This is a genomic window from Streptomyces sp. NPDC044061 (genome assembly GCF_056434305.1).
This window is the reverse complement of sequence record NZ_JBWKFL010000075.1, coordinates 1-21,248: the sequence shown is the minus strand read 5'-3', so window position 1 is coordinate 21,248 and position 21,248 is coordinate 1. Positions and strand designations below refer to the sequence as shown.

The window sequence follows — 21,248 nt, the reverse complement described above, 5'->3', positions numbered from 1 at the left end:
GCGATGTCGAAACTCGGCAACCTCGGTGCCCGACTGCACCGCGGCGAGATCAGCTACGACTTCGTCGGCAAGCGCAAGATCTGGTACGGCGTCTCCATCCTGATCACCATCACGGCCATCCTCGGCCTGGCGGTGCGCGGCCTGAACATGGGCATCGAGTTCCAGGGCGGCGCGGTCTTCACCACGCCGACCAAGATGAGCACGTCGGTGGCGCAGGCGGAGGGCTACGCGAAGGACGCCTCCGGCCACGAGGCGATCGTGCAGAAGCTCGGCAACGGCAGCCTGCGCATCCAGATCGCCGGCATCGAGACCGACAAGTCCGACCAGATCAAGCAGAAGCTGGCCCAGGACCTGAACCTCAACCCGGAGAAGCTGGCCGCCGACCTGGTCGGACCCAGCTGGGGTGAGCAGATCGCCAACAAGGCCTGGGAGGGCCTGGCGATCTTCATGGTGCTCGTGGTGATCTACCTGGCGATCGCCTTCGAGTGGCGCATGGCCGTCGCGGCCCTCGTCGCGCTGATCCACGACATCACCATCACGACCGGTATCTACGCCCTCGTCGGCTTCGAAGTCACGCCCGGTACGGTCATCGGTCTGCTGACCATCCTCGGTTACTCGCTCTACGACACGGTCGTCGTCTTCGACAGCCTCAAGGAGCAGACGAAGGACATCACCAAGCAGACCCGCTTCACCTACAGCGACATCGCCAACCAGTCGATCAACGGCACGCTGGTCCGCTCGATCAACACCACCGTGGTCGCCCTGCTGCCGGTGGCCGGCCTGCTCTTCATCGGCGGCGGCTTCCTCGGCGCGGGCACGCTGAACGACATCTCGCTGTCGCTGTTCGTCGGTCTCGCGGCCGGTGCGTACTCCTCGATCTTCATCGCCACGCCGCTCGTCGCCGACCTCAAGGAGCGCGAGCCGGCGATGAAGGCCCTCCGCAAGCGGGTCCTGGCCAAGCGCGCCCAGGCCGCCGCCGAGGAGGACTTCGCGGAGGCCCGTTCCGCGGGCGGTGACGAGCCCGACGACGCCGCTCCCGCCGTGGTGGGCCCGCGCAACCAGCCCGCCTCCCGCGGCCGGGGCCGTGGCCGAACCTCCGGGAAGCGCCGATGACCGACCTCGCGGACCTCACGGCGCTGCTGCTCAGCCGCATCCGTGACGTGGCGGACTACCCGGAGCCGGGCGTGATGTTCAAGGACATCACCCCGCTGCTCGCGGACCCGGCGGCGTTCACGGCCCTGACGGACGCGCTGTCCGAGATCGCCGCGAACACCGGCGCGACCAAGGTCGTCGGTCTGGAGGCCCGGGGCTTCATCCTGGGTGCCCCGGTCGCCGTCCGCGCCGGCGTCGGCTTCATCCCGGTCCGCAAGGCGGGCAAGCTGCCGGGCGCGACCCTGCGCCAGGCCTACGACCTGGAGTACGGCTCGGCCGAGATCGAGGTGCACGCCGAGGACCTGTCCTCCGGCGACCGTGTGCTGATCGTGGACGACGTGCTGGCGACCGGCGGTACCGCCGAGGCCGCCATCCACCTCATCCAGCGGGCGGGCGCCGAGGTCGCGGGCCTCGCCGTCCTCATGGAGCTGGGCTTCCTCGGCGGCCGTGCCCGCCTGGAGCCGGCCCTCGACGGGGCGCCGCTCGAGGCTCTCCTGCAGGTCTGACGCGACCGAGTACGCGTGCGGAACGGCCGCCCCGGCACCACCGGGGCGGCCGTCGCCGTTCCGGTCCGGGACACGTGCCGCACGCCCGGAGAACACCTCGACGCCACCTCCCGGAATCACACGGCAGCCCCTCACGTTGCACACGTATACGGTCCGCACTTCGGCCTGAGGGCGATGACGAGGCGCGGGATCGCTACCATGGGGTTTCCGGAGCCTGACCGGGGGACCCGGATCGCGCACGAGGAGCCCTCTTGCCAGACGAGGCCCAGCACCTGACCGCCGCCAAGCCCGAGTCCGCCTCGGCAGCCGCGGCCAAGCCCGCGCCGAACGTGTCGCACGCGAAGAACGACACCCGCGGGACGGTCGAGCACGCCCAGTCCGCGCCCGTCGAGAAGGCCGCCGAGGTCGCACGTCCCAAGCCGGCGCCGCCCGTGCGCCCCGCCGCCGGCCAGCCCGCCCGCTCCGGCTCCTCCAACCGCGTCCGCGCCCGCCTCGCCCGCCTCGGCGTCCAGCGCGCGAACCCGTACAACCCGGTGCTGGAGCCGCTGCTGCGGATAGTGCGCAGCAACGATCCGAAGATCGAGAACTCCACGCTCCGGCAGATCGAGCGCGCCTACCAGGTCGCCGAGCGCTGGCACCGGGGGCAGAAGCGCAAGAGCGGCGATCCGTACATCACGCATCCGCTCGCCGTCACCACCATCCTCGCCGAGCTGGGCATGGATCCGGCCACCCTCATGGCGGGGCTGCTGCACGACACCGTCGAGGACACCGAGTACGGCCTTGACGACCTGCGCCGCGACTTCGGCGACGTCGTCGCGCTCCTCGTCGACGGCGTCACCAAGCTGGACAAGGTCAAGTTCGGCGAGGCGGCGCAGGCCGAGACCGTGCGCAAGATGGTCGTCGCCATGGCCAAGGACCCACGCGTCCTGGTCATCAAGCTCGCCGACCGCCTGCACAACATGCGCACCATGCGCTACCTCAAGCGCGAGAAGCAGGAGAAGAAGGCGCGCGAGACGCTGGAGATCTACGCGCCCCTCGCCCACCGGCTGGGCATGAACACCATCAAGTGGGAGCTGGAGGACCTCGCGTTCGCGATCCTCTACCCCAAGATGTACGACGAGATCGTGCGGCTGGTCGCCGAACGGGCGCCCAAGCGGGACGAGTACCTCGCCATAGTCACCGACGAGGTCCAGGCCGACCTGCGTGCCGCCCGGATCAAGGCGACCGTCACAGGGCGCCCGAAGCACTACTACAGCGTCTACCAGAAGATGATCGTCCGCGGTCGCGACTTCGCGGAGATCTACGACCTGGTGGGCATCCGTGTCCTCGTCGACACCGTCCGCGACTGCTACGCCGCCCTCGGCACGGTGCACGCGCGATGGAATCCGGTCCCGGGCCGGTTCAAGGACTACATCGCGATGCCCAAGTTCAACATGTACCAGTCGCTGCACACGACGGTCATCGGGCCCAACGGCAAGCCCGTCGAGCTGCAGATCCGCACGTTCGACATGCACCGGCGCGCGGAGTACGGCATCGCCGCGCACTGGAAGTACAAGCAGGAGGCCGTCGCGGGTGCCTCCAAGGTCCGTACCGACGTGCCGAAGGCCGGCAAGAAGGACGACCACCTCAACGACATGGCCTGGCTGCGCCAGCTGCTGGACTGGCAGAAGGAGACGGAGGACCCGGGCGAGTTCCTGGAGTCCCTGCGCTTCGACCTGTCCCGCAACGAGGTCTTCGTCTTCACGCCCAAGGGCGACGTCATCGCGCTCCCGGCCGGAGCCACCCCCGTCGACTTCGCGTACGCCGTCCACACCGAGGTCGGCCACCGCACCATAGGAGCGCGGGTCAACGGCAGGCTCGTACCGCTCGAGTCCACCCTGGACAACGGCGACCTGGTCGAGGTCTTCACCTCCAAGGCGCCCGGCGCGGGTCCGTCGCGCGACTGGCTCGGGTTCGTCAAGTCGCCGCGCGCCCGCAACAAGATCCGGGCCTGGTTCTCCAAGGAGCGCCGCGACGAGGCGATCGAGCAGGGCAAGGACGCCATCGTGCGTGCCATGCGCAAGCAGAACCTGCCCATCCAGCGCATCCTGACCGGCGACTCGCTCGTCACGCTCGCGCACGAGATGCGCTACTCGGACATCTCCGCGCTGTACGCGGCGATCGGCGAGGGCCACGTCTCCGCGCAGAACATCGTGCAGAAGCTGGTCCAGGCGCTCGGCGGCGAGGAGGCCGCCACCGAGGAGATCGACGAGGCGGTCCCGCCGTCCCGCAGCCGCGGCCGCAAGCGGCGCTCCAGCGCCGACCCCGGCGTCGTCGTCAAGGGCGTCGACGACGTGTGGGTCAAGCTGGCCCGCTGCTGCACGCCCGTCCCCGGCGACCCGATCATCGGCTTCGTCACGCGCGGTAGCGGTGTATCGGTTCACCGCAGCGACTGCGTCAACGTGGAGTCACTGTCCCGCGAGCCGGAGCGCATCCTCGACGTCGAGTGGGCGCCCACCCAGTCCTCGGTCTTCCTGGTCGCCATCCAGGTCGAGGCCCTGGACCGCTCCCGGCTGCTGTCGGACGTCACCCGCGTCCTGTCCGACCAGCACGTCAACATCCTCTCCGCGGCCGTCCAGACCTCCCGCGACCGGGTGGCCACCTCCCGCTTCACCTTCGAGATGGGCGACCCGAAACATCTCGGCCACGTCCTGAAGGCCGTACGCGGCGTGGAGGGCGTGTACGACGTCTACCGCGTGACCTCGGCGCGCAGCCGGTCGTAGGCACTCACGCCGAAGGGCCCCGTACGCCACGTACGGGGCCCTTCGACGTAGCGGTGGGGAATCAGCCGCCGAACTCCTGCAAGCCCTTCAGAGCCTGGTCCAGAAGCGCCTGGCGGCCCTCCAGCTCACGCTCGAGCTTGTCGGCCCGGGCGTTGTTCCCCTGGCCGCGCGCCTGCTCGATCTGCGCCCGCAGCTTGTCCACGGCGGCCTGCAGCTGCCCGGTCAGGCCCTCGGCACGCGCGCGTGCCTCCGGGTTCGTACGGCGCCACTCGGCCTCCTCGGCCTCCTGGATGGCCCGCTCGACCGCGTGCATGCGGCCCTCGACCTTCGGCCGGGCGTCCCGCGGGACGTGGCCGATGGTCTCCCAGCGCTCGTTGATCGAGCGGAACGCGGCACGCGCCGCCTTCAGGTCCGTGACGGGGAGGATCTTCTCGGCCTCCTCGGCCAGTTCCTCCTTCAGCTTCAGGTTCTCCGACTGCTCGGCGTCCCGCTCGGCGAAGACCGAGCTGCGCGCGGCGAAGAACACGTCCTGGGCGCCGCGGAAGCGGTTCCACAGGTCGTCCTCGTGCTCGCGCTGGGCGCGGCCCGCGGCCTTCCACTCCGCCATCAGCTCGCGGTAGCGCGCCGCCGTGGGCCCCCAGTCCGTCGAGCCGGACAGCGCCTCGGCCTCGGCGACCAGCCGCTCCTTGATCTTGCGGGCCTCCTCGCGCTGCGCGTCCAGCTGCGCGAAGTGCGCCTTGCGCCGCTTGGAGAACGCCGACCGGGCGTGCGAGAACCGGTGCCACAGGTCGTCGTCGGACTTACGGTCCAGGCGCGGCAGCCCCTTCCAGGTGTCCACCAGCGACCGCAGCCGCTCACCGGCGGCCCGCCACTGGTCGGACTGAGCCAGCTCCTCCGCCTCGGCGACCAGGTCCTCCTTGGCCTTGCGGGCCTCGTCGGACTGCTTGGCCCGCTGCGCCTTGCGCTCCTCGCGCCGGGCCTCGACCTTCTCCACGAGCTTGTCGAGGCGGCCCCGCAGCGAGGCGAGGTCACCGACCGCGTGGTGCGCGTCCACCTGCTCACGCAGGTGGTCGATCGCGGTCTGGGCGTCCTTCGCCGACAGGTCGGTGGTTTGAACTCGCTTCTCGAGGAGGCCGATCTCGACAACCAGGCCCTCGTACTTGCGCTCGAAGTAGGCAAGCGCCTCCTCAGGGGAGCCGGCCGCCCAGGAACCGACGACCTGCTCGCCGTCGGCCGTACGCACGTACACGGTCCCCGTCTCGTCGACGCGGCCCCACGGGTCGCTGCTCACAGCGCCTCCTCCACATGATGCCTGCGGCGGGTCTCAGCGCCCCCGGGCATCGTCCACAGTTTCGTCACGGCCAACATAGGCGACCAGCGGGTTGCCTGTCCGCATCCAGCGCGACCGAAATTCCGCAGTTGGCCGACTTGACCTCCTGGAGAGCGTCAGGACTTGGTGACCGTCGCCTTGTTGATCACGACCGTCGCGTTGGGGGCGCCGTCACCGGCGCCGGTGTTCTCACCCGCGGCCGCGATCTTGTTCAGCACCTTCAGGCCGGCCGCGTCGATCGTGCCGAACGGGGTGTAACTGGGCGGCAACGGGCTGTCCTTGTAGACGAGGAAGAACTGGCTGCCGCCGGTGTGCTTCTGACCGGTGTTGGCCATCGCCACCGTGCCCGCCGGGTACTTGTTGCCCTTCAGGCTCGCGTCCTTCAGGTTCTCGTCCGGGATCGTGTAGCCCGGCCCGCCGCTGCCGAGTCCCGTCGGGTCGCCGCACTGCAGCACGTAGATGCCGTTGGTGGTCAGGCGGTGGCACTTGGTGTGGTCGAAGAAGCCCTTGCCCGCGAGGAAGTTGAAGGAGTTCACGGTGTGCGGGGCCGCCGACGTCTTCAGCGCGACGTCGATGTCACCGCAGGTCGTCGCGAGCTTCATCGTGTACTTCGCCGACGTGTCGATCGACATCGCCGGCTCCTTCTTCCAGCTCAGCTTCTCGATCGAGCCCGCGGCCGGCTTCTCGCACGGGTCCGGCGCCTTGCTGGACGGCGTGGCGCTCGGCGTGACGTCCGCACTGGCGTTGGTCTTCTTGTCGTCGTCGCTGTTCTTCAGCACCCCGGTCGTGTACAGCGCGACACTGCCGATCACGACCACGCCGAGCACCGACGCGACCACGGAGTTGCGGATGCGCGCCTTGCGCCGTGCGTCTGTGCGCCGCTGCTGCTGCCGCAAGAACTTCTCCCGGGCGAGCTGACGCTTCCGCTGTTCCTGGCTGACCACCGGGTTCTCTCCTCATGAGTGTCGTGTGTCGACCCGTACGCGTGCGTCCTGTGTGCCGACAGCCGCGTGTAGCCCCGTACCGTATATGGGTTCGCTGAGGAAACGGCAGCGCCGGTAGGCTCTGACGCAGCTGAAGCCGCCTGTAATCGACACAACGAAGGACGATCGTGCTCATTGCCGGGTTCCCCGCCGGGGCCTGGGGGACGAACTGTTATCTCGTCGCCCCCGCCGCCGGTGAGGAGTGCGTGATCATCGACCCGGGCCACCAGGCCGCCCAAGGCGTCGAGGAAGCACTCAGGAAGCATCGGCTCAAGCCCGTCGCCGTCGTCCTCACCCACGGCCACATCGACCACGTGGCCTCGGTCGTCCCCGTGTGCGGCGCGCACGACGTGCCGGCGTGGATCCACCCCGAGGACCGGTACATGATGACCGACCCGGAGAAGGCGCTCGGCCGCTCCATCGGCATGCCGCTGATGGGCGAGCTGACCGTGGGGGAGCCCGACGACGTCAGGGAGCTGACCGACGGCGCCGCGCTCGATCTGGCCGGACTGGAGTTCTCCGTCGCGCACGCGCCGGGCCATACCAAGGGGTCGGTGACCTTCCGGATGCCCGAGACCGCCGACATCCCGTCGGTGTTCTTCTCCGGGGATCTGCTGTTCGCCGGCTCCATCGGACGCACCGACCTGCCGGGCGGATCCATGGAGGACATGCTCGAGTCGCTGGCCCGCGTGTGCCTGCCGCTCGACGACTCCACCGTGGTGCTGTCCGGCCACGGCTCCCAGACGACCATCGGCCAGGAGCGCGCCGCCAACCCCTATCTGCGGCAGGTGGCGGCCGGCCAGGGCGCCTTCCAGGCTCCCCGACGAGGAATGTGACGAGAGAGCTTCCGTGAGTACCTTCCAGGCCCCCAAGGGCACGTACGACCTGATCCCGCCCCGTTCCGCGAAGTTCCTCGCGGTGCGCGAGGCGATCGCGACCCCGCTGCGCGACTCCGGCTACGGCTACATCGAGACTCCCGGCTTCGAGAACGTGGAGCTCTTCGCGCGGGGCGTCGGCGAATCCACCGACATCGTCACCAAGGAGATGTACGCCTTCGAGACCAGGGGCGGCGACAGGCTCGCCCTGCGTCCCGAGGGCACCGCCTCCGTGCTGCGCGCCGCGCTGGAGGCCAATCTCCACCGCCAGGGCAACCTGCCGGTCAAGCTCTGGTACTCGGGCTCCTACTACCGCTACGAGCAGCCGCAGGCGGGCCGCTACCGCCACTTCTCCCAGGTCGGCGCCGAGGCGATCGGTGCGGAGGACCCGGCGCTCGACGCCGAGCTGATCATCCTGGCCGACCAGGCCTATCGCTCCCTGGGCCTGCGCAACTTCCGCATCCTGCTGAACTCGCTGGGCGACAAGGAGTGCCGTCCCGTCTACCGGGCCGCGCTGCAGGACTTCCTGCGCGGCCTGGACCTGGACGAGGACACGCGCCGCCGGGTCGACATCAACCCGCTGCGCGTCCTCGACGACAAGCGCGAGTCGGTGCAGAAGCAGCTCGGGGACGCCCCGCTCCTGCGCGACTTCCTCTGCGACGCCTGCAAGGCGTACCACGAGGAGGTCCGCGAGCTGATCACCGCGGCCGGCGTGGCCTTCGAGGACGACCCGAAGCTGGTGCGCGGCCTGGACTACTACACGCGTACGACCTTCGAGTTCGTGCACGACGGTCTCGGCTCCCAGTCCGCGGTGGGCGGCGGCGGCCGCTACGACGGCCTGTCCGAGATGATCGGCGGCCCCGCACTGCCGTCCGTCGGCTGGGCCCTGGGTGTCGACCGCACGGTCCTCGCCCTGGAGGCCGAGGGCGTCGAGCCGGAGATCCCGTCCTCGACCAGTGTCTACGCGGTGCCCCTCGGCGAGGAGGCCCGCCGGGTCCTGTTCGCGAAGATCACCGAACTGCGCAAGGTCGGCATCGCGGCGGACTTCTCCTACGGCGGCAAGGGCCTGAAGGGCTCCATGAAGAACGCCAACCGCAGTGGGGCCCGCTACGCGATCGTCGCCGGCGAGCGCGACCTCGCCGAGGGCGTCGTCCAGCTCAAGGACATGGAGTCCGGCGAGCAGACGGCGATCGGCGTGAACGAGATCGTGGCGGAACTGGAGTCCCGGCTCGGCTAGCCGCACGCGCGCGTGGGCGCCGGATGCTCCCCGAGGGGCGTCCGGCGCCTCTGTCGTGGGCGCCACGAAGCCTGTCCGGAACCGAGCGCGCGGCACTTGTCGTACGTACATCCTTATGCGGAGCGAACGGTGCCCACCCGCGCGGGTGCGGCAGAATGGCCCGTGCCCGAAGATGGTCCAACTCTCAAGTGACGGAATCGGCGTGATGAGCAAGACGACAGTCAAGGACGTCTCCACCGAGCCCGGTCCCGAGCGCGCGGCCGAGGCACCACGCACGGTGGGCGGCAGTCGCGCCTTCGCCCTGCTGCTGGTGATCACCGGCGCCGCCGGACTGCTCGCCGCGTGGGTCATCACGATCGACAAGTTCAAGATCCTCGAGGCAAAGGTCGCGGGCAAGACCTTCACCCCCGGGTGCAGCCTGAACCCGGTCGTCTCCTGCGGCAGCGTCATGGAGAGCAAGCAGGCCGCCGCCTTCGGCTTCCCGAACCCGATGCTCGGCCTGGTCTGCTACGGCATCGTCATCTGCGTCGGCATGAGCCTGCTGGCCCGCGCCCGCTTCCCGCGCTGGTACTGGCTGACCTTCAACTTCGGCACGCTCTTCGGCGTCGCCTTCTGCACCTGGCTGCAGTTCCAGTCCCTGTACCGGATCAACGCGCTGTGCCTGTGGTGCTCGCTGGCCTGGGTCGCCACGATCACCATGTTCTGGTACGTCACCTCGTTCAACGTCCGCAACGACTTCCTGCCGTCCCCGCGGTGGCTGAAGTCCTTCTTCGGCGAGTTCACCTGGGTGCTGCCGGTCCTGCACGTAGGAATCATCGGCATGCTGGTCCTGACCCGCTGGTGGGACTTCTGGACCAGCTGACAGCCGGGGCCGCCCCGGCGGCCCGGACCTGATTGTCAGTGCCGTGTTTTAGGGTTTCAGCGTGGAACCCGACCTCTTCACCGCCGCAGCAGAAGAACGCCAGGAGAAGGACCCGGCGGCGAGTCCCCTGGCGGTGCGGATGCGCCCGCGCACGCTCGACGAGGTCGTGGGCCAGCAGCATCTGCTCAAGCCCGGCTCGCCCCTGCGCCGACTGGTCGGCGAGGGCAACGGCGGCCCCGCGGGACCATCCTCGGTGATCCTCTGGGGCCCGCCCGGCACCGGTAAGACGACACTCGCCTATGTCGTCTCCAAGGCCACCAACAAGCGGTTCGTGGAGCTGTCCGCGATCACCGCGGGCGTCAAGGAGGTCCGCGCGGTCATCGACGGCGCCCGCCGCGCCACCGGCGGCTTCGGCAAGGAGACCGTCCTCTTCCTGGACGAGATCCACCGCTTCAGCAAGGCCCAGCAGGACTCCCTGCTCCCCGCCGTCGAGAACCGCTGGGTGACCCTGATCGCGGCGACCACGGAGAACCCGTACTTCTCGGTGATCTCCCCGCTGCTGTCCCGCTCCCTGCTGCTCACCCTCGAACCGCTCACCGACGACGACCTCCGGGGACTGCTGAAGCGGGCCCTCACCGACGAGCGCGGACTGGGGGACGCCGTCGCCCTCCCCGGGGACACCGAGGACCACCTCCTGCGCATCGCCGGCGGCGACGCCCGCCGCGCCCTGACCGCCCTGGAGGCGGCCGCCGGAGCCGCCCTCGACAAGGGCGAGACGGAGATCTCCCTGACCACCCTGGAGGAGACCGTCGACCGGGCGGCGGTGAAGTACGACCGCGACGGCGACCAGCACTACGACGTCGCCAGCGCCCTCATCAAGTCCATCCGCGGCTCCGACGTCGACGCCGCCCTGCACTATCTGGCCCGCATGATCGAGGCCGGCGAGGACCCCCGGTTCATCGCCCGGCGCCTCATGATCTCCGCCAGCGAGGACATCGGCCTGGCAGACCCGAACGCCCTGCCGATCGCCGTCGCCGCGGCCCAGGCCGTCGCGATGATCGGCTTCCCCGAGGCCGCCCTCACCCTCAGCCACGCCACCATCGCCCTCGCGCTCGCCCCGAAGTCCAACTCGGCGACCACCGCGATCGGCGCCGCCATGGAGGACGTGCGCAAGGGCCTGGCCGGACCGGTCCCACCGCACCTGCGCGACGGGCACTACAAGGGCGCCGCCAAGCTCGGCCACGCGCAGGGCTATGTGTACCCGCACGACCTGCCCGAGGGCATCGCCCAGCAGCAGTACGCCCCGGACGCCCTGCAGGACCGCGAGTACTACACACCGACCCGGCACGGCGCCGAGGCGCGGTACGCGGACGCCGTGGAGTGGACCAGGAAACACCTCGGTCGCAAGCGGTCCTGAGCACCCTGTAGACTGCCCGGAAGTGCCGAGTCCCGTGCAGTCAGAACGGGACAGCCGGCCGGAGATCCAGTCCTTCGCGGACTGACTCCAGGAGCGTCGCGCACCGTCGATCGGTGTCGCGGGCAGCCCACCACCACCCGGACTTCCGGGAACGGTCGGTGGGCCACTCGCGTGCTGCACGTATGTGCCCAGACCAGGGGAGCGGCTGCCCGACAGGTCCCGTGCGGACCCGAGGGTTTCCCCGGCTGCGGATGCGACCTCCCTGAACCCTGACAAGCCGGAAAACAGAAGGAAGAAAGAGACAGTGGCGAACCAGTCCCGCCCCAAGGTCAAGAAGTCGCGTGCCCTCGGCATCGCGCTGACCCCGAAGGCCGTCAAGTACTTCGAGGCCCGCCCCTACCCGCCGGGTGAGCACGGCCGCGGCCGCAAGCAGAACTCGGACTACAAGGTCCGTCTGCTCGAGAAGCAGCGTCTGCGCGCGCAGTACGACGTGTCCGAGCGCCAGCTCGTCCGCGCCTACGAGCGTGCCTCCAAGGTCCAGGGCAAGACCGGTGAGGCGCTGATCATCGAGCTCGAGCGCCGTCTCGACGCCCTGGTCCTGCGTTCGGGTATCGCCCGCACCATCTACCAGGCCCGTCAGATGGTCGTCCACGGCCACATCCAGGTCAACGGCCAGAAGGTCGACAAGCCGTCCTTCCGTGTCCGCCCGGACGACGTCGTGCAGGTCCGCGACCGCTCCAAGGACAAGACGCTCTTCCAGATCGCCCGTGAGGGTGGCTTCGCCCCCGACGGCGAGACCCCGCGCTACCTGCAGGTGAACCTCAAGGCTCTGGCGTTCCGCCTGGACCGCGAGCCGAACCGCAAGGAGATCCCGGTGATCTGCGACGAGCAGCTCGTCGTCGAGTACTACGCCCGCTGACCCCAGCCCCGGCGCAGCACCTCAGCCCGCCGTCTCCCCGCCCTTCCGGGTGGGCGAGGCGGCGGGTTCGCGTTTCCCGGCCTCACCGCGGGCCTGCGACACCGGCCCGCGCGGCGCCGGCAGCCCCGGCAGCGGCCGTACACCGCCGTGCGCCAGCGCCCGGGCCACGGCCGCCTCCCGGTCCAGCCGCGCCCCCTCGCGCACGCACTCCTCGTACCGCCCGTCGCCGAGGGCCTTCCGGGCCGTCGCCTCGCACAGCTCGTGCGGGGCGTTGTAGTACGCCGAGCCGAACAGCGGCAGCCCCACCGAGGGCCACAGCCGTTTCGCGGCGCCCTGCAGCACAGCCGCCTCGGCCGGATCGCCCTGGCTCGCCGTCACCAGGGCCAGCAGCTCGATGGAGAGCACCGAGCCCAGCAGATCGTGGAAGGCGTGCGCGTTGTCCAGGCAGTCCCGCAGCAGGTCCCGCGCCCCCGCCGTGTCCCCGTTCCGCCAGGCCGCGTACGCCAGCACGTACAGCGCGTACGACCGGGCCCAGCGCTCCCCGTGGTCCTCGCACACCCGGCGCACGTCCTCGCACAGCCGCACCGCGTCCGGCAGGTCCCCCTGGAACGCCCGCGCCATCGCCAGCTCCACCTGGCCCATCAGGACGTTGCTGTTCAGCTCGCCGATCTCCTGGTAGCGGGACAGCGCCGACCGCAGCAGCGTTTCCGCGCGCGCCATGTCGTCCGTGACCAGGGCCAGGCAGCCGGCGCGGTGCTCCGCGTACGCCACCGCCGTCCCGTCCGCGACCCGCTCCGCCTGCTCGCGGCACTCCCGCAGCGCGGCCAGCGCCGGCACGGTGTCGCCCTGCAGGATCGCGACATAGCCGAGCACCCACAGCGCCTTCAGCCGGGACTGCTCGTACGCCGAGTCCAGCTCCACGCTGCGCTCCAGCCAGCGCCGCCCCTCCGACAGCCGCCCGCAGCCCGCCCAGCAGAACCACAGCGAGCCCGCCAGGTACTGGCCCAGATGCGCCTCGTCCGGCTCGGACAGGCAGAACTCCAGGGCCGCCCGCAGGTTCGGCAGCTCGACGTCGATCCGCGCGGCCACCTCGCGCTGCCGCGGCGAGAACCAGTCCAGCTCGCACATGGTGGCCAGGCCCAGGTACCAGTCGCGGTGCCGTCGCCGCAGCCGGGCCGCGTCCCCGGTCGCCTCGAGCCAGTCGGCGCCGTAGGCCCGCACGGTGTCCAGCATCCTGTAGCGGGGGCCGGCCGGGGTCTCCTCGCGGGTCAGGACCGACTGGGCGAGCAGTTCGGCGAGGACGTCCAGCACGTCCTCGGCGGCCAGCCCGGCGCCGCTGCACACGTACTCGGCAGCCTCCAGGTCGAAGGTCTGCGCGAACACCGAGAGCCGCGCCCACAGCAGCCGTTCGGCGGGCGTGCACAACTCATGGCTCCAGCCGATCGCCGTGCGCAGCGTCCGATGGCGGGGCAGGGCGTCCCGGTCGCCGCCGGTCAGCAGCCGGAACCGGTCGTCCAGCCGCTGCAGCAACTGCGCCGGCGACAGCGCCCGCAGCCGCCCCGCGGCCAGCTCCACGGCCAGCGGGATCCCCTCGAGCCGGCCGCACAGCTCCCGCACCGCCGGGCGGTCGGCCACACCCAGCCCGTGCTGCCGCGCCCGGTCCGCGAACAGCTCGACCGCCTCGTCCTCGCCCAGCGGGACCAGCGGGAACAGCCGCTCGCCCGCCACCCCCAGCGGCCGCCGTCCGACGGCCAGCACCCGCAGCTCCGGCAGCCCGCGCAGCAGCTCCGCCACCAGTTCGGCACAGGCCTGGACCAGGTACTCGAACCCGTCGAGCAGCAGCAGGACGCGGCGGCCGGCGAGGTGCTCGAACAGTGTCTCGGCGGGCGTACGCGTGGTGTGATCGGTCAGGCCCAGCGCCTCGACCACCGCGTACTCCACGAACTGCGGATCCCGCACCGGCGACAGCTCCACCCGCCACACACCGTCCCGGGGCGCCGACTGTGCGGCCGCACGCGTGGCCAGGCGGGACTTGCCCACGCCGCCGACCCCGGTCACGGTCACCAGCCGGGCCGCCTCCAGTGCCTCGGCCAGCTCGGCCAGTTCGGCCGAGCGGCCGACGAACGCGGTGAGTTCAAGGGGCAGATTGCCGCCCGTGGAGGGGCCGGGGCGCTGAGGACCTCGCATGGGACACGGAGCGTACTGAACCGTGTTCATTCCGTACAATCGCTTCCCGCAACTCCACCGCCCGCCGACCGTAATCCGGTACGGAGCCCCACGCCCGGCGCGATAGGCTCGGTGCACTGCTTTTTCGAGGTTCCGAAGTTCAGAGCACGTTTCAGGGAGCGGGTGCGCACAGTGTCCGGTGGAGAGGTGGCCGGGATCCTGGTGGCCGTCTTCTGGGCGATCCTGGTCTCCTTCCTCGCCGTCGCACTGGCGAGGCTGGCCCAGACGCTCAAGGCGACCACCAAGCTCGTGGCGGAGGTGACCGACCAGGCGGTCCCGCTGCTCGCCGACGCCTCCGCGGCCGTGCGCTCCGCGCAGACCCAGATCGACCGGGTCGACGCCATCGCCTCCGACGTCCAGGAGGTCACGTCGAACGCCTCCGCGCTCTCGACCACCGTCGCCTCCACCTTCGGCGGCCCGCTGGTCAAGGTCGCGGCCTTCGGGTACGGCGTCCGCCGGGCCCTGGGCGGCCGCAAGGAGGACGTGCCTGCCAAGTCGCCCCGGCGTACCGTGATCGTGGGCCGCACGGTTCCTGCCGCACGACGCAAGCGGAAGTAAGGACTGAGACCGAGCGATGTTCCGCCGTACGTTCTGGTTCACCTCGGGTGTCGCCGCCGGTGTGTGGGCCACGACCAAGGTCAACCGCAAGCTGAAGCAGCTGACCCCCGAGAGTCTCGCCGCGACCGCCGCGAACAAGGCGCTGGAGACCGGACAGCGCCTGAAGGACCGCGCGGTCGGCTTCGCGCTCGACGTCCGCGACAACATGGCGCAGCGGGAGGCCGAGCTGGGCCAGGCGCTGGGCATCGAAGCGGACCCCGAACTCCCCGCGCCCCGGCGGTACACCGCCATCGAGAACGACCGCAGCAACCCGAAGTACATCGAGAACACGACGTACTCGCACGACCGGAATGAGGACCACTGATGGAGTCGGCCGAGATTCGCCGCCGCTGGCTGAGCTTCTTCGAGGAGCGCGGGCACACCGTCGTCCCTTCGGCGTCGCTCATCGCGGACGACCCGACTCTGCTCCTCGTCCCCGCCGGCATGGTGCCCTTCAAGCCCTACTTCCTGGGTGAGGTCAAGCCGCCGTTCCCGCGCGCCACCAGCGTGCAGAAGTGCGTGCGCACGCCCGACATCGAAGAGGTCGGCAAGACCACGCGGCACGGCACGTTCTTCCAGATGTGCGGCAACTTCTCCTTCGGCGACTACTTCAAGGAAGGCGCCATCAAGTACGCCTGGGAGCTGCTCACCACGCCCCAGGACAAGGGTGGTTACGGCCTGGAGCCGGAGCGCCTGTGGATCACCGTCTACAAGGACGACGACGAGGCCGAGCGCATCTGGCACGAGGTCGTCGGGGTGCCGAAGGAGCGCATCCAGCGCCTCGGCATGAAGGACAACTACTGGTCCATGGGCGTCCCGGGCCCCTGCGGCCCCTGCTCCGAGATCAACTACGACCGCGGCCCCGAGTTCGGCGTCGAGGGCGGCCCCGCCGTCAACGACGAACGGTACGTGGAGATCTGGAACCTCGTCTTCATGCAGTACGAGCGTGGCGAGGGCATCGGCAAGGACAACTTCGAGATCCTCGGCGAGCTGCCGAGCAAGAACATCGACACGGGCCTCGGCCTGGAGCGCCTCGCCATGATTCTGCAGGGCGTGCAGAACATGTACGAGATCGACACCTCCATGGCCGTCATCGACAAGGCCACCGAGCTGACCGGCGTGGCCTACGGCGACGCCCACGACTCGGACGTCTCCCTGCGCGTGGTCACCGACCACATGCGCACCTCGGTGATGCTCATCGGTGACGGCGTCACCCCCGGCAACGAGGGCCGCGGTTACGTCCTGCGCCGCATCATGCGCCGCGCCATCCGCAACATGCGCCTGCTCGGCGCCACCGGTCCGGTCGTCAAGGACCTGATCGACACCGTCATCGGCATGATGGGCCGGCAGTACCCGGAGCTCGTCACCGACCGCGAGCGCATCGAGAAGGTCGCCATCGCCGAGGAGAACGCCTTCCTCAAGACGCTCAAGGCCGGCACGAACATCCTCGACACGGCCGTCACCGAGACCAAGCAGTCGGGCGGCAGCGTCCTCTCCGGCGACAAGGCCTTCCTGCTCCACGACACCTGGGGCTTCCCGATCGACCTCACCCTGGAGATGGCCGCCGAGCAGGGGCTGTCCGTGGACGAGGAGGGCTTCCGCCGCCTGATGAAGGAGCAGCGGGAGCGCGCCAAGGCCGACGCCCAGGCCAAGAAGACCGGCCACGCCGACCTGGGCGCCTACCGCGAGATCGCCGACGCCGCCGGTGAGACCGACTTCATCGGCTACACCGACACCCAGGGCGAGACCACGATCGTCGGCATCCTCGTCGACGGCGTCTCCTCCCCGGCCGCCACCGAGGGCGACGAGGTCGAGATCGTCCTCGACCGCACCCCGTTCTACGCCGAGGGCGGCGGCCAGATCGGCGACACCGGCCGGATCAAGGTCGACACCGGTGCCGTCATCGAGGTCCGCGACTGCCAGAAGCCGGTGCCGGGCGTGTACGTCCACAAGGGCGTGGTCCAGGTCGGCGAGGTGACGGTCGGCGCCAAGGCCCACGCCAACATCGACGCCCGCCGCCGCACGGCCATCGCCCGCGCCCACTCGGCCACCCACCTGACCCACCAGGCCCTGCGCGACGCCCTCGGCCCGACGGCCGCGCAGGCCGGTTCCGAGAACCAGCCCGGCCGCTTCCGCTTCGACTTCGGCTCCCCGTCCGCCGTTCCGACGGCCGTGATGACCGATGTCGAGCAGAAGATCAACGAGGTGCTCGCCCGCGACCTCGACGTGCACGCCGAGGTCATGGGCATCGACGAGGCCAAGAAGCAGGGAGCCATCGCCGAGTTCGGCGAGAAGTACGGCGACCGCGTCCGCGTGGTGACCATCGGCGACTTCTCCAAGGAGCTGTGCGGCGGCACGCACGTGCACAACACCGCCCAGCTGGGCCTGGTGAAGCTGCTCGGCGAGTCGTCCATCGGTTCGGGTGTCCGCCGCATCGAGGCCCTCGTCGGTGTGGACGCCTACAACTTCCTCGCCCGTGAGCACACGGTCGTGGCCCAGCTCCAGGAGCTGATCAAGGGCCGCCCGGAGGAGCTTCCGGAGAAGGTCTCCGTCATGCTCGGCAAGCTGAAGGACGCCGAGAAGGAGATCGAGAAGTTCCGCGCCGAGAAGGTGCTGCAGGCCGCCGCCGGTCTCGCCGAGTCCGCCAAGGACGTCCGCGGTGTGGCCGTCGTCACCGGCCAGGTGCCGGACGGCACCACGCCGGACGACCTGCGCAAGCTGGTCCTCGACGTGCGCGGTCGCATCCAGGGCGGCCGGGCCGCCGTGGTCGCCCTCTTCACGGTCAACAACGGCAAGCCGCTGACGGTCATCGCCACCAACGAGGCCGCCCGTGAGCGCGGCCTCAAGGCCGGTGACCTGGTCCGCACGGCCGCAAAGACCCTCGGCGGCGGCGGTGGCGGCAAGCCGGACGTCGCCCAGGGCGGCGGCCAGAACCCGGCCGCCGTCGGCGAGGCCGTCGAGGCCGTCGAGCGACTCGTCGCCGAGACCGCCAAGTGACAGTGAAGTAAGGAAACGGTCGGAAATGCGCAGAGGACGCCGACTCTCGATCGACGTCGGGGACGCCCGGATCGGGGTCGCCTCGTGCGACCCCGACGGGATCCTCGCCACTCCGGTGGAGACCGTCCCCGGCCGGGACATCCCGGCAGCCCACCGCCGGCTCAGGCAACTGGTGGAGGAGTACGAACCGATCGAGGTCGTCGTCGGGCTCCCTCGCTCCCTCAAGGGGGGCGAGGGCCCGGCCGCGGTCAAGGTCCGCACCTTCGCCGAGGAACTCGCCAAGGGCATCAGGCCCGTGCCGGTCCGGCTGGTCGACGAGCGGATGACGACCGTGACGGCCAGTCAGGGACTGCGCGCCTCGGGGGTGAAATCCAAGAAGGGCCGGGCCGTCATCGACCAGGCAGCAGCCGTCATCATCCTGCAGCAGGCCCTGGAATCCGAACGGGTGTCAGGTAAAGCACCCGGCGAGGGCGTCGAAGTGGTCATCTGATCGCGATACGGTAACGTTCCGCGCGATGCGGCGGTGTTCGAACAGCCGCCGCACAGCAAGAGGCGGAACGGAAGCCGGTGCACCGGCCGCGCGACCGTCGGCCTCGCGGCTCTAGGGGATCGATGACTGAGTATGGCCGGAGCCCTGGCTCCGAACCGTGGCATCCGGAGGACCCGTTGTACGGGGACGACGGATGGAGAGGACAGCAGGCCCACGCGGGTCAGCAGTCCTACGGCGGCCAGCCGCAGCAGTACCCGCAGCAGCCGCAGTACGGCGACTGGACCCAGGGGCAGCAGCCCGGATACGACCAGCAGCAGTACCAGTACTACGACGAACAGGGGCACCAGCACTACGGCCAGCAGTACGCCGGCCAGGACCAGCAGTACGCGGTGCACACCCAGCAGCAGTACTACCAGGGCGGCTGGGACGCCACCGGCACCCATGGCCACGTGCCGTACGCGGCCGACCCCGGCGACCCCTACGGTCAGCAGCCCGTGGCCTACGGCGGGCAGCAGCCCGACTTCTACGGCACCGAGGACGCCTACCCGCCGCCGCAGCCGCCCGGTCGCAGGCGGCCCGAACCGGAACCGGAACCCGCCGCCGAAGTGGAGGAACACCCCTTCTTCGCGGGAGGCGGAGGCGCAGACGGGGACGCCGAGGACGAGGCCGAGAGCCGTTCCGGCCCGGGCGAGCGGCGCGGCAAGAAACCCGTCAAGAAGAAGAAGCGCACCGGCTGCGCCTGCATGGTCGTCGTCCTGGTCTTCGGCGGCGGCCTCGGCACAGTCGGATATTTCGGCTACAAGTTCTACCAAAATCGTTTCGGCACGGCCCCGGACTACGCGGGTGACGGCACCAGCGAGACGGTGACCGTCGAGATCCCGAGTGGCGCGGGTGGCTGGGAGATCGGCCGCCGGCTCAAGTCGGCCGGGGTCGTCAAGAGCGCCGACGCGTTCGTGCACGCGCAGGGGCAGAACCCCAAGGGCGACCAGATCCAGGCCGGTGCCTATCTCCTGAAGAAGGAGATGTCCGCCGCGAGTGCCGTGCAGCTGATGCTCGACCCGAGGAGCCAGAGCAATGTGCTCGTCAAACCGGGCGAGCGCAATGCCGAGGTCTATCAGGCGATCGACAAACAGCTCGGTATCGCCTCCGGTACCACGAAGAAGGTCTCCAAGAAGCAGTACAAGGCCCTTGGCCTGCCGAGCTGGGTGCAGACCAACGGCGACGTCCAGGATCCGCTGGAGGGCTTCCTCTTCCCGGGCACGTATCCCGCCGCGAAGGGCATGAAGCCCGACGCGGTCCTGAAGCAGATGGTCACCCAGGCCAAGGAGAAATACGCGGCCTACGGCCTCACGACGAAGGCCCGGGCGCTGGGCCTGAACAACGCGTTCCAGCTCGTCACGGTCGCGAGCCTGGTCCAGGCGGAGGGCAAGACGCACGACGACTTCCGCAAGATGGCGGAGGTGGTCTACAACCGCCTCAAGCCCACCAACACGGAGACCAACCAGCTGCTGCAGTTCGACTCGACCTACAACTACCTCAAGGGCACGAGCAACATCCACATCTCCGAGAAGGAGATCAACAGCAACCGGAACCCGTACAACACCTACACCCACAAGGGACTTCCGCCCGGTCCGATCGGCAACCCCAGCGAGGACGCGTTGAAGGCGGCATTGAATCCGACGCACGACGGCTGGATCTATTTCGTGGCGACGGACGGCACGACGAACACTGAATTCGCCAAGACGTACGATGAATTCAAGCAGCTCAAGGACAAATTCAATGCCACCTCGGGCAACTGACGCCCGCCGGGCCGCCGTACTCGGTTCGCCCATCGCCCACTCCCTCTCCCCGGTGCTGCACCGGGCGGCCTACGACGCACTCGGGCTCACCGGCTGGTCGTACGACCGCTTCGAGATCGACGAGGCCGCCCTGCCCGGCTTCCTCGAGCAGCTCGGGCCGGAGTGGGCGGGGCTGTCGCTGACCATGCCGCTGAAGCGGGCGGTCATCCCGCTGGTGGACGAGATCAGCGAGACGGCCGCCGCGGTCGACGCCGTCAACACGGTGGTCTTCACCGAGGACGGCCGCCGCGTCGGGGACAACACCGACATCCCGGGCATGGTGGCCGCCCTGCGCGAGCACGGCATCGAGGAGGTCGAGTCCGCTGCGATCCTCGGCGCCGGAGCCACCGCCTCCTCTGCCCTCGCCGCCCTCGCCCGGGTCTGCACGGGTGAGGTCGTCGCCTACGTCCGCAGCGAGGCCCGCGCCGCCGAGATGCGGCAGTGGGGCGAACGGCTCGACGTGGACGTCCGTACGGCCGACTGGTCGGACGCGGCGCAGGCGCTGCGCGCCCCCCTGGTGATCGCCACCACCCCCACCGGAACCACCGACGCGCTCGCCGCCGCCGTACCCGAGCGCCCGGCCACCCTCTTCGACGTGCTCTACGACCCCTGGCCGACCGAGCTGGCGGCCCGCTGGTCCATGTTCGGCGGCGCCGTGGTCAGCGGCCTCGACCTGCTGGTCCACCAGGCCGTCCTGCAGGTCGAGCGGATGACCGGCCGCTCCCCGGCCCCCCTGGACGCCATGCGGCACGCCGGTGAGAAGGCGCTCGCGGCCCGCTGAACACCACCCGAGTCCCGCCCGCCCGTCCCGCCTGCTGGACCGGCGGCCGGTTCCGGACCCCGGACGTGGGAGGATCGGAGGTGGCGCACCGGAGTCGCGCACCCGGTCGCGCCGTCGCCGTACACGAGATCACGCGTACGCCGGGCGGTACCGGGCGCGAACACTGAGGAGCACCGTTGACCAGGCTGCGTTGGCTGACCGCGGGGGAGTCCCACGGTCCCGCACTTGTCGCGACGCTGGAGGGGCTTCCCGCCGGCGTGCCGATCACCACGGAGA

The 21,248-nt window shown here is 70.1% G+C and carries 18 protein-coding genes; 15 read left to right on the top strand and 3 right to left on the bottom strand.

Annotated elements, in window-relative coordinates; all coding sequences use genetic code 11:
- Positions 1-3: 3 nt before the first annotated feature.
- The 3 genes from secF to AC07CM_RS47170 all read left to right on the top strand — a co-directional run bounded on the left by secF (position 4) and on the right by AC07CM_RS47170 (position 4,420).
- Positions 4-1,113 (top strand): protein translocase subunit SecF, encoded by a 1,110-nt coding sequence (gene secF, locus AC07CM_RS47180; protein ID WP_478882750.1) that lies wholly within the window; start codon positions 4-6, stop codon positions 1,111-1,113.
- The gene (locus AC07CM_RS47175; RefSeq protein ID WP_478882749.1) at positions 1,110-1,658 is read left to right on the top strand and encodes an adenine phosphoribosyltransferase; all 549 of its coding nucleotides are present in this window, start codon (positions 1,110-1,112) and stop codon (positions 1,656-1,658) included. The genes secF and AC07CM_RS47175 overlap by 4 nt, the downstream gene beginning before the upstream one ends.
- A 251-nt stretch (positions 1,659-1,909) precedes the next feature.
- Positions 1,910-4,420: a RelA/SpoT family protein gene (locus AC07CM_RS47170; protein ID WP_478882748.1), complete on the top strand. Its 2,511-nt coding sequence runs from the start codon at positions 1,910-1,912 to the stop codon at positions 4,418-4,420.
- 61 nt (positions 4,421-4,481) lie between these two features.
- Here the strand turns inward: AC07CM_RS47170 and AC07CM_RS47165 are convergent, their stop codons facing one another.
- Positions 4,482-5,711 carry a DUF349 domain-containing protein gene (locus AC07CM_RS47165; RefSeq protein WP_478882747.1) on the bottom strand — a complete coding sequence of 410 codons (1,230 nt, stop codon included), beginning with the start codon at positions 5,709-5,711 and terminating at the stop codon, positions 4,482-4,484.
- 155 nt (positions 5,712-5,866) lie between these two features.
- Positions 5,867-6,694 carry a peptidylprolyl isomerase gene (locus AC07CM_RS47160; RefSeq protein WP_478882746.1) on the bottom strand — a complete coding sequence of 276 codons (828 nt, stop codon included), beginning with the start codon at positions 6,692-6,694 and terminating at the stop codon, positions 5,867-5,869.
- Between the two features lie 167 nt (positions 6,695-6,861).
- On the opposite strand from AC07CM_RS47160, the gene AC07CM_RS47155 reads away from it, so the two are divergent.
- The 5 genes from AC07CM_RS47155 (at position 6,862) to rpsD (ending at position 12,043) form a co-directional block, all read left to right on the top strand.
- The gene (locus AC07CM_RS47155; RefSeq protein ID WP_478882745.1) at positions 6,862-7,569 is read left to right on the top strand and encodes an MBL fold metallo-hydrolase; all 708 of its coding nucleotides are present in this window, start codon (positions 6,862-6,864) and stop codon (positions 7,567-7,569) included.
- Positions 7,570-7,582: 13 nt separating this feature from the next.
- Complete coding sequence (hisS, locus tag AC07CM_RS47150) at positions 7,583-8,845, top strand: histidine--tRNA ligase (RefSeq protein ID WP_478882744.1); 1,263 nt, start codon at positions 7,583-7,585, stop codon at positions 8,843-8,845.
- 205 nt (positions 8,846-9,050) lie between these two features.
- A complete protein-coding gene (locus tag AC07CM_RS47145) occupies positions 9,051-9,707 on the top strand; it encodes a vitamin K epoxide reductase family protein (protein ID WP_478882743.1) in 657 nt (218 codons plus the stop codon).
- A 61-nt stretch (positions 9,708-9,768) separates the two neighbouring features.
- The gene (locus AC07CM_RS47140; protein ID WP_478882742.1) at positions 9,769-11,124 is read left to right on the top strand and encodes a replication-associated recombination protein A; all 1,356 of its coding nucleotides are present in this window, start codon (positions 9,769-9,771) and stop codon (positions 11,122-11,124) included.
- A gap of 304 nt (positions 11,125-11,428) precedes the next feature.
- On the top strand, positions 11,429-12,043 hold the full coding sequence (gene rpsD, locus AC07CM_RS47135) for a 30S ribosomal protein S4 (protein ID WP_066996810.1): 615 nt from the start codon (positions 11,429-11,431) through the stop codon (positions 12,041-12,043).
- Between the two features lie 21 nt (positions 12,044-12,064).
- Here rpsD and AC07CM_RS47130 read toward each other — a convergent pair whose 3' ends face one another.
- Positions 12,065-14,230, bottom strand: a complete 2,166-nt coding sequence (locus tag AC07CM_RS47130; protein ID WP_478882741.1) for an ATP-binding protein — start codon at positions 14,228-14,230, stop codon at positions 12,065-12,067.
- 162 nt (positions 14,231-14,392) lie between these two features.
- On the opposite strand from AC07CM_RS47130, the gene AC07CM_RS47125 reads away from it, so the two are divergent.
- From AC07CM_RS47125 to AC07CM_RS47095, 7 genes are all read left to right on the top strand, one after another.
- A complete protein-coding gene (locus tag AC07CM_RS47125) occupies positions 14,393-14,827 on the top strand; it encodes a DUF948 domain-containing protein (protein WP_478882740.1) in 435 nt (144 codons plus the stop codon).
- 16 nt (positions 14,828-14,843) lie between these two features.
- Positions 14,844-15,191: a hypothetical protein gene (locus AC07CM_RS47120; protein WP_478882739.1), complete on the top strand. Its 348-nt coding sequence runs from the start codon at positions 14,844-14,846 to the stop codon at positions 15,189-15,191.
- The gene (gene alaS / locus AC07CM_RS47115; protein ID WP_478882738.1) at positions 15,191-17,863 is read left to right on the top strand and encodes an alanine--tRNA ligase; all 2,673 of its coding nucleotides are present in this window, start codon (positions 15,191-15,193) and stop codon (positions 17,861-17,863) included. The genes AC07CM_RS47120 and alaS overlap by 1 nt, the downstream gene beginning before the upstream one ends.
- A gap of 25 nt (positions 17,864-17,888) precedes the next feature.
- Positions 17,889-18,353 (top strand): Holliday junction resolvase RuvX, encoded by a 465-nt coding sequence (ruvX, locus tag AC07CM_RS47110; protein ID WP_478882737.1) that lies wholly within the window; start codon positions 17,889-17,891, stop codon positions 18,351-18,353.
- 122 nt (positions 18,354-18,475) lie between these two features.
- Positions 18,476-20,152: an endolytic transglycosylase MltG gene (gene mltG, locus AC07CM_RS47105; RefSeq protein WP_478882736.1), complete on the top strand. Its 1,677-nt coding sequence runs from the start codon at positions 18,476-18,478 to the stop codon at positions 20,150-20,152.
- The gene (locus AC07CM_RS47100) at positions 20,133-20,972 is read left to right on the top strand and encodes a shikimate dehydrogenase (protein ID WP_478882735.1); all 840 of its coding nucleotides are present in this window, start codon (positions 20,133-20,135) and stop codon (positions 20,970-20,972) included. Before mltG ends, AC07CM_RS47100 begins: the two co-directional genes overlap by 20 nt.
- A gap of 176 nt (positions 20,973-21,148) precedes the next feature.
- Positions 21,149-21,248 (top strand): chorismate synthase (locus AC07CM_RS47095; RefSeq protein WP_478882758.1); only part of this gene is annotated, 100 nt, incomplete at its 3' end.

Excerpts from the sequence above, each read along its gene's own strand:
- secF (WP_478882750.1), top strand. The coding sequence starts at position 4 with ATGTCGAAACTCGGCAACCTCGGTGCCCGACTGCACCGCGGCGAGATC.
- AC07CM_RS47175 (WP_478882749.1), top strand. The coding sequence starts at position 1,110 with ATGACCGACCTCGCGGACCTCACGGCGCTGCTGCTCAGCCGCATCCGT.
- AC07CM_RS47145 (WP_478882743.1), top strand. The coding sequence starts at position 9,051 with ATGAGCAAGACGACAGTCAAGGACGTCTCCACCGAGCCCGGTCCCGAG.
- AC07CM_RS47130 (WP_478882741.1), bottom strand. The coding sequence starts at position 14,230 with ATGCGAGGTCCTCAGCGCCCCGGCCCCTCCACGGGCGGCAATCTGCCC.
- AC07CM_RS47120 (WP_478882739.1), top strand. The coding sequence starts at position 14,844 with ATGTTCCGCCGTACGTTCTGGTTCACCTCGGGTGTCGCCGCCGGTGTG.
- alaS (WP_478882738.1), top strand. The coding sequence starts at position 15,191 with ATGGAGTCGGCCGAGATTCGCCGCCGCTGGCTGAGCTTCTTCGAGGAG.
- ruvX (WP_478882737.1), top strand. The coding sequence starts at position 17,889 with ATGCGCAGAGGACGCCGACTCTCGATCGACGTCGGGGACGCCCGGATC.
- mltG (WP_478882736.1), top strand. The coding sequence starts at position 18,476 with ATGACTGAGTATGGCCGGAGCCCTGGCTCCGAACCGTGGCATCCGGAG.
- AC07CM_RS47100 (WP_478882735.1), top strand. The coding sequence starts at position 20,133 with ATGCCACCTCGGGCAACTGACGCCCGCCGGGCCGCCGTACTCGGTTCG.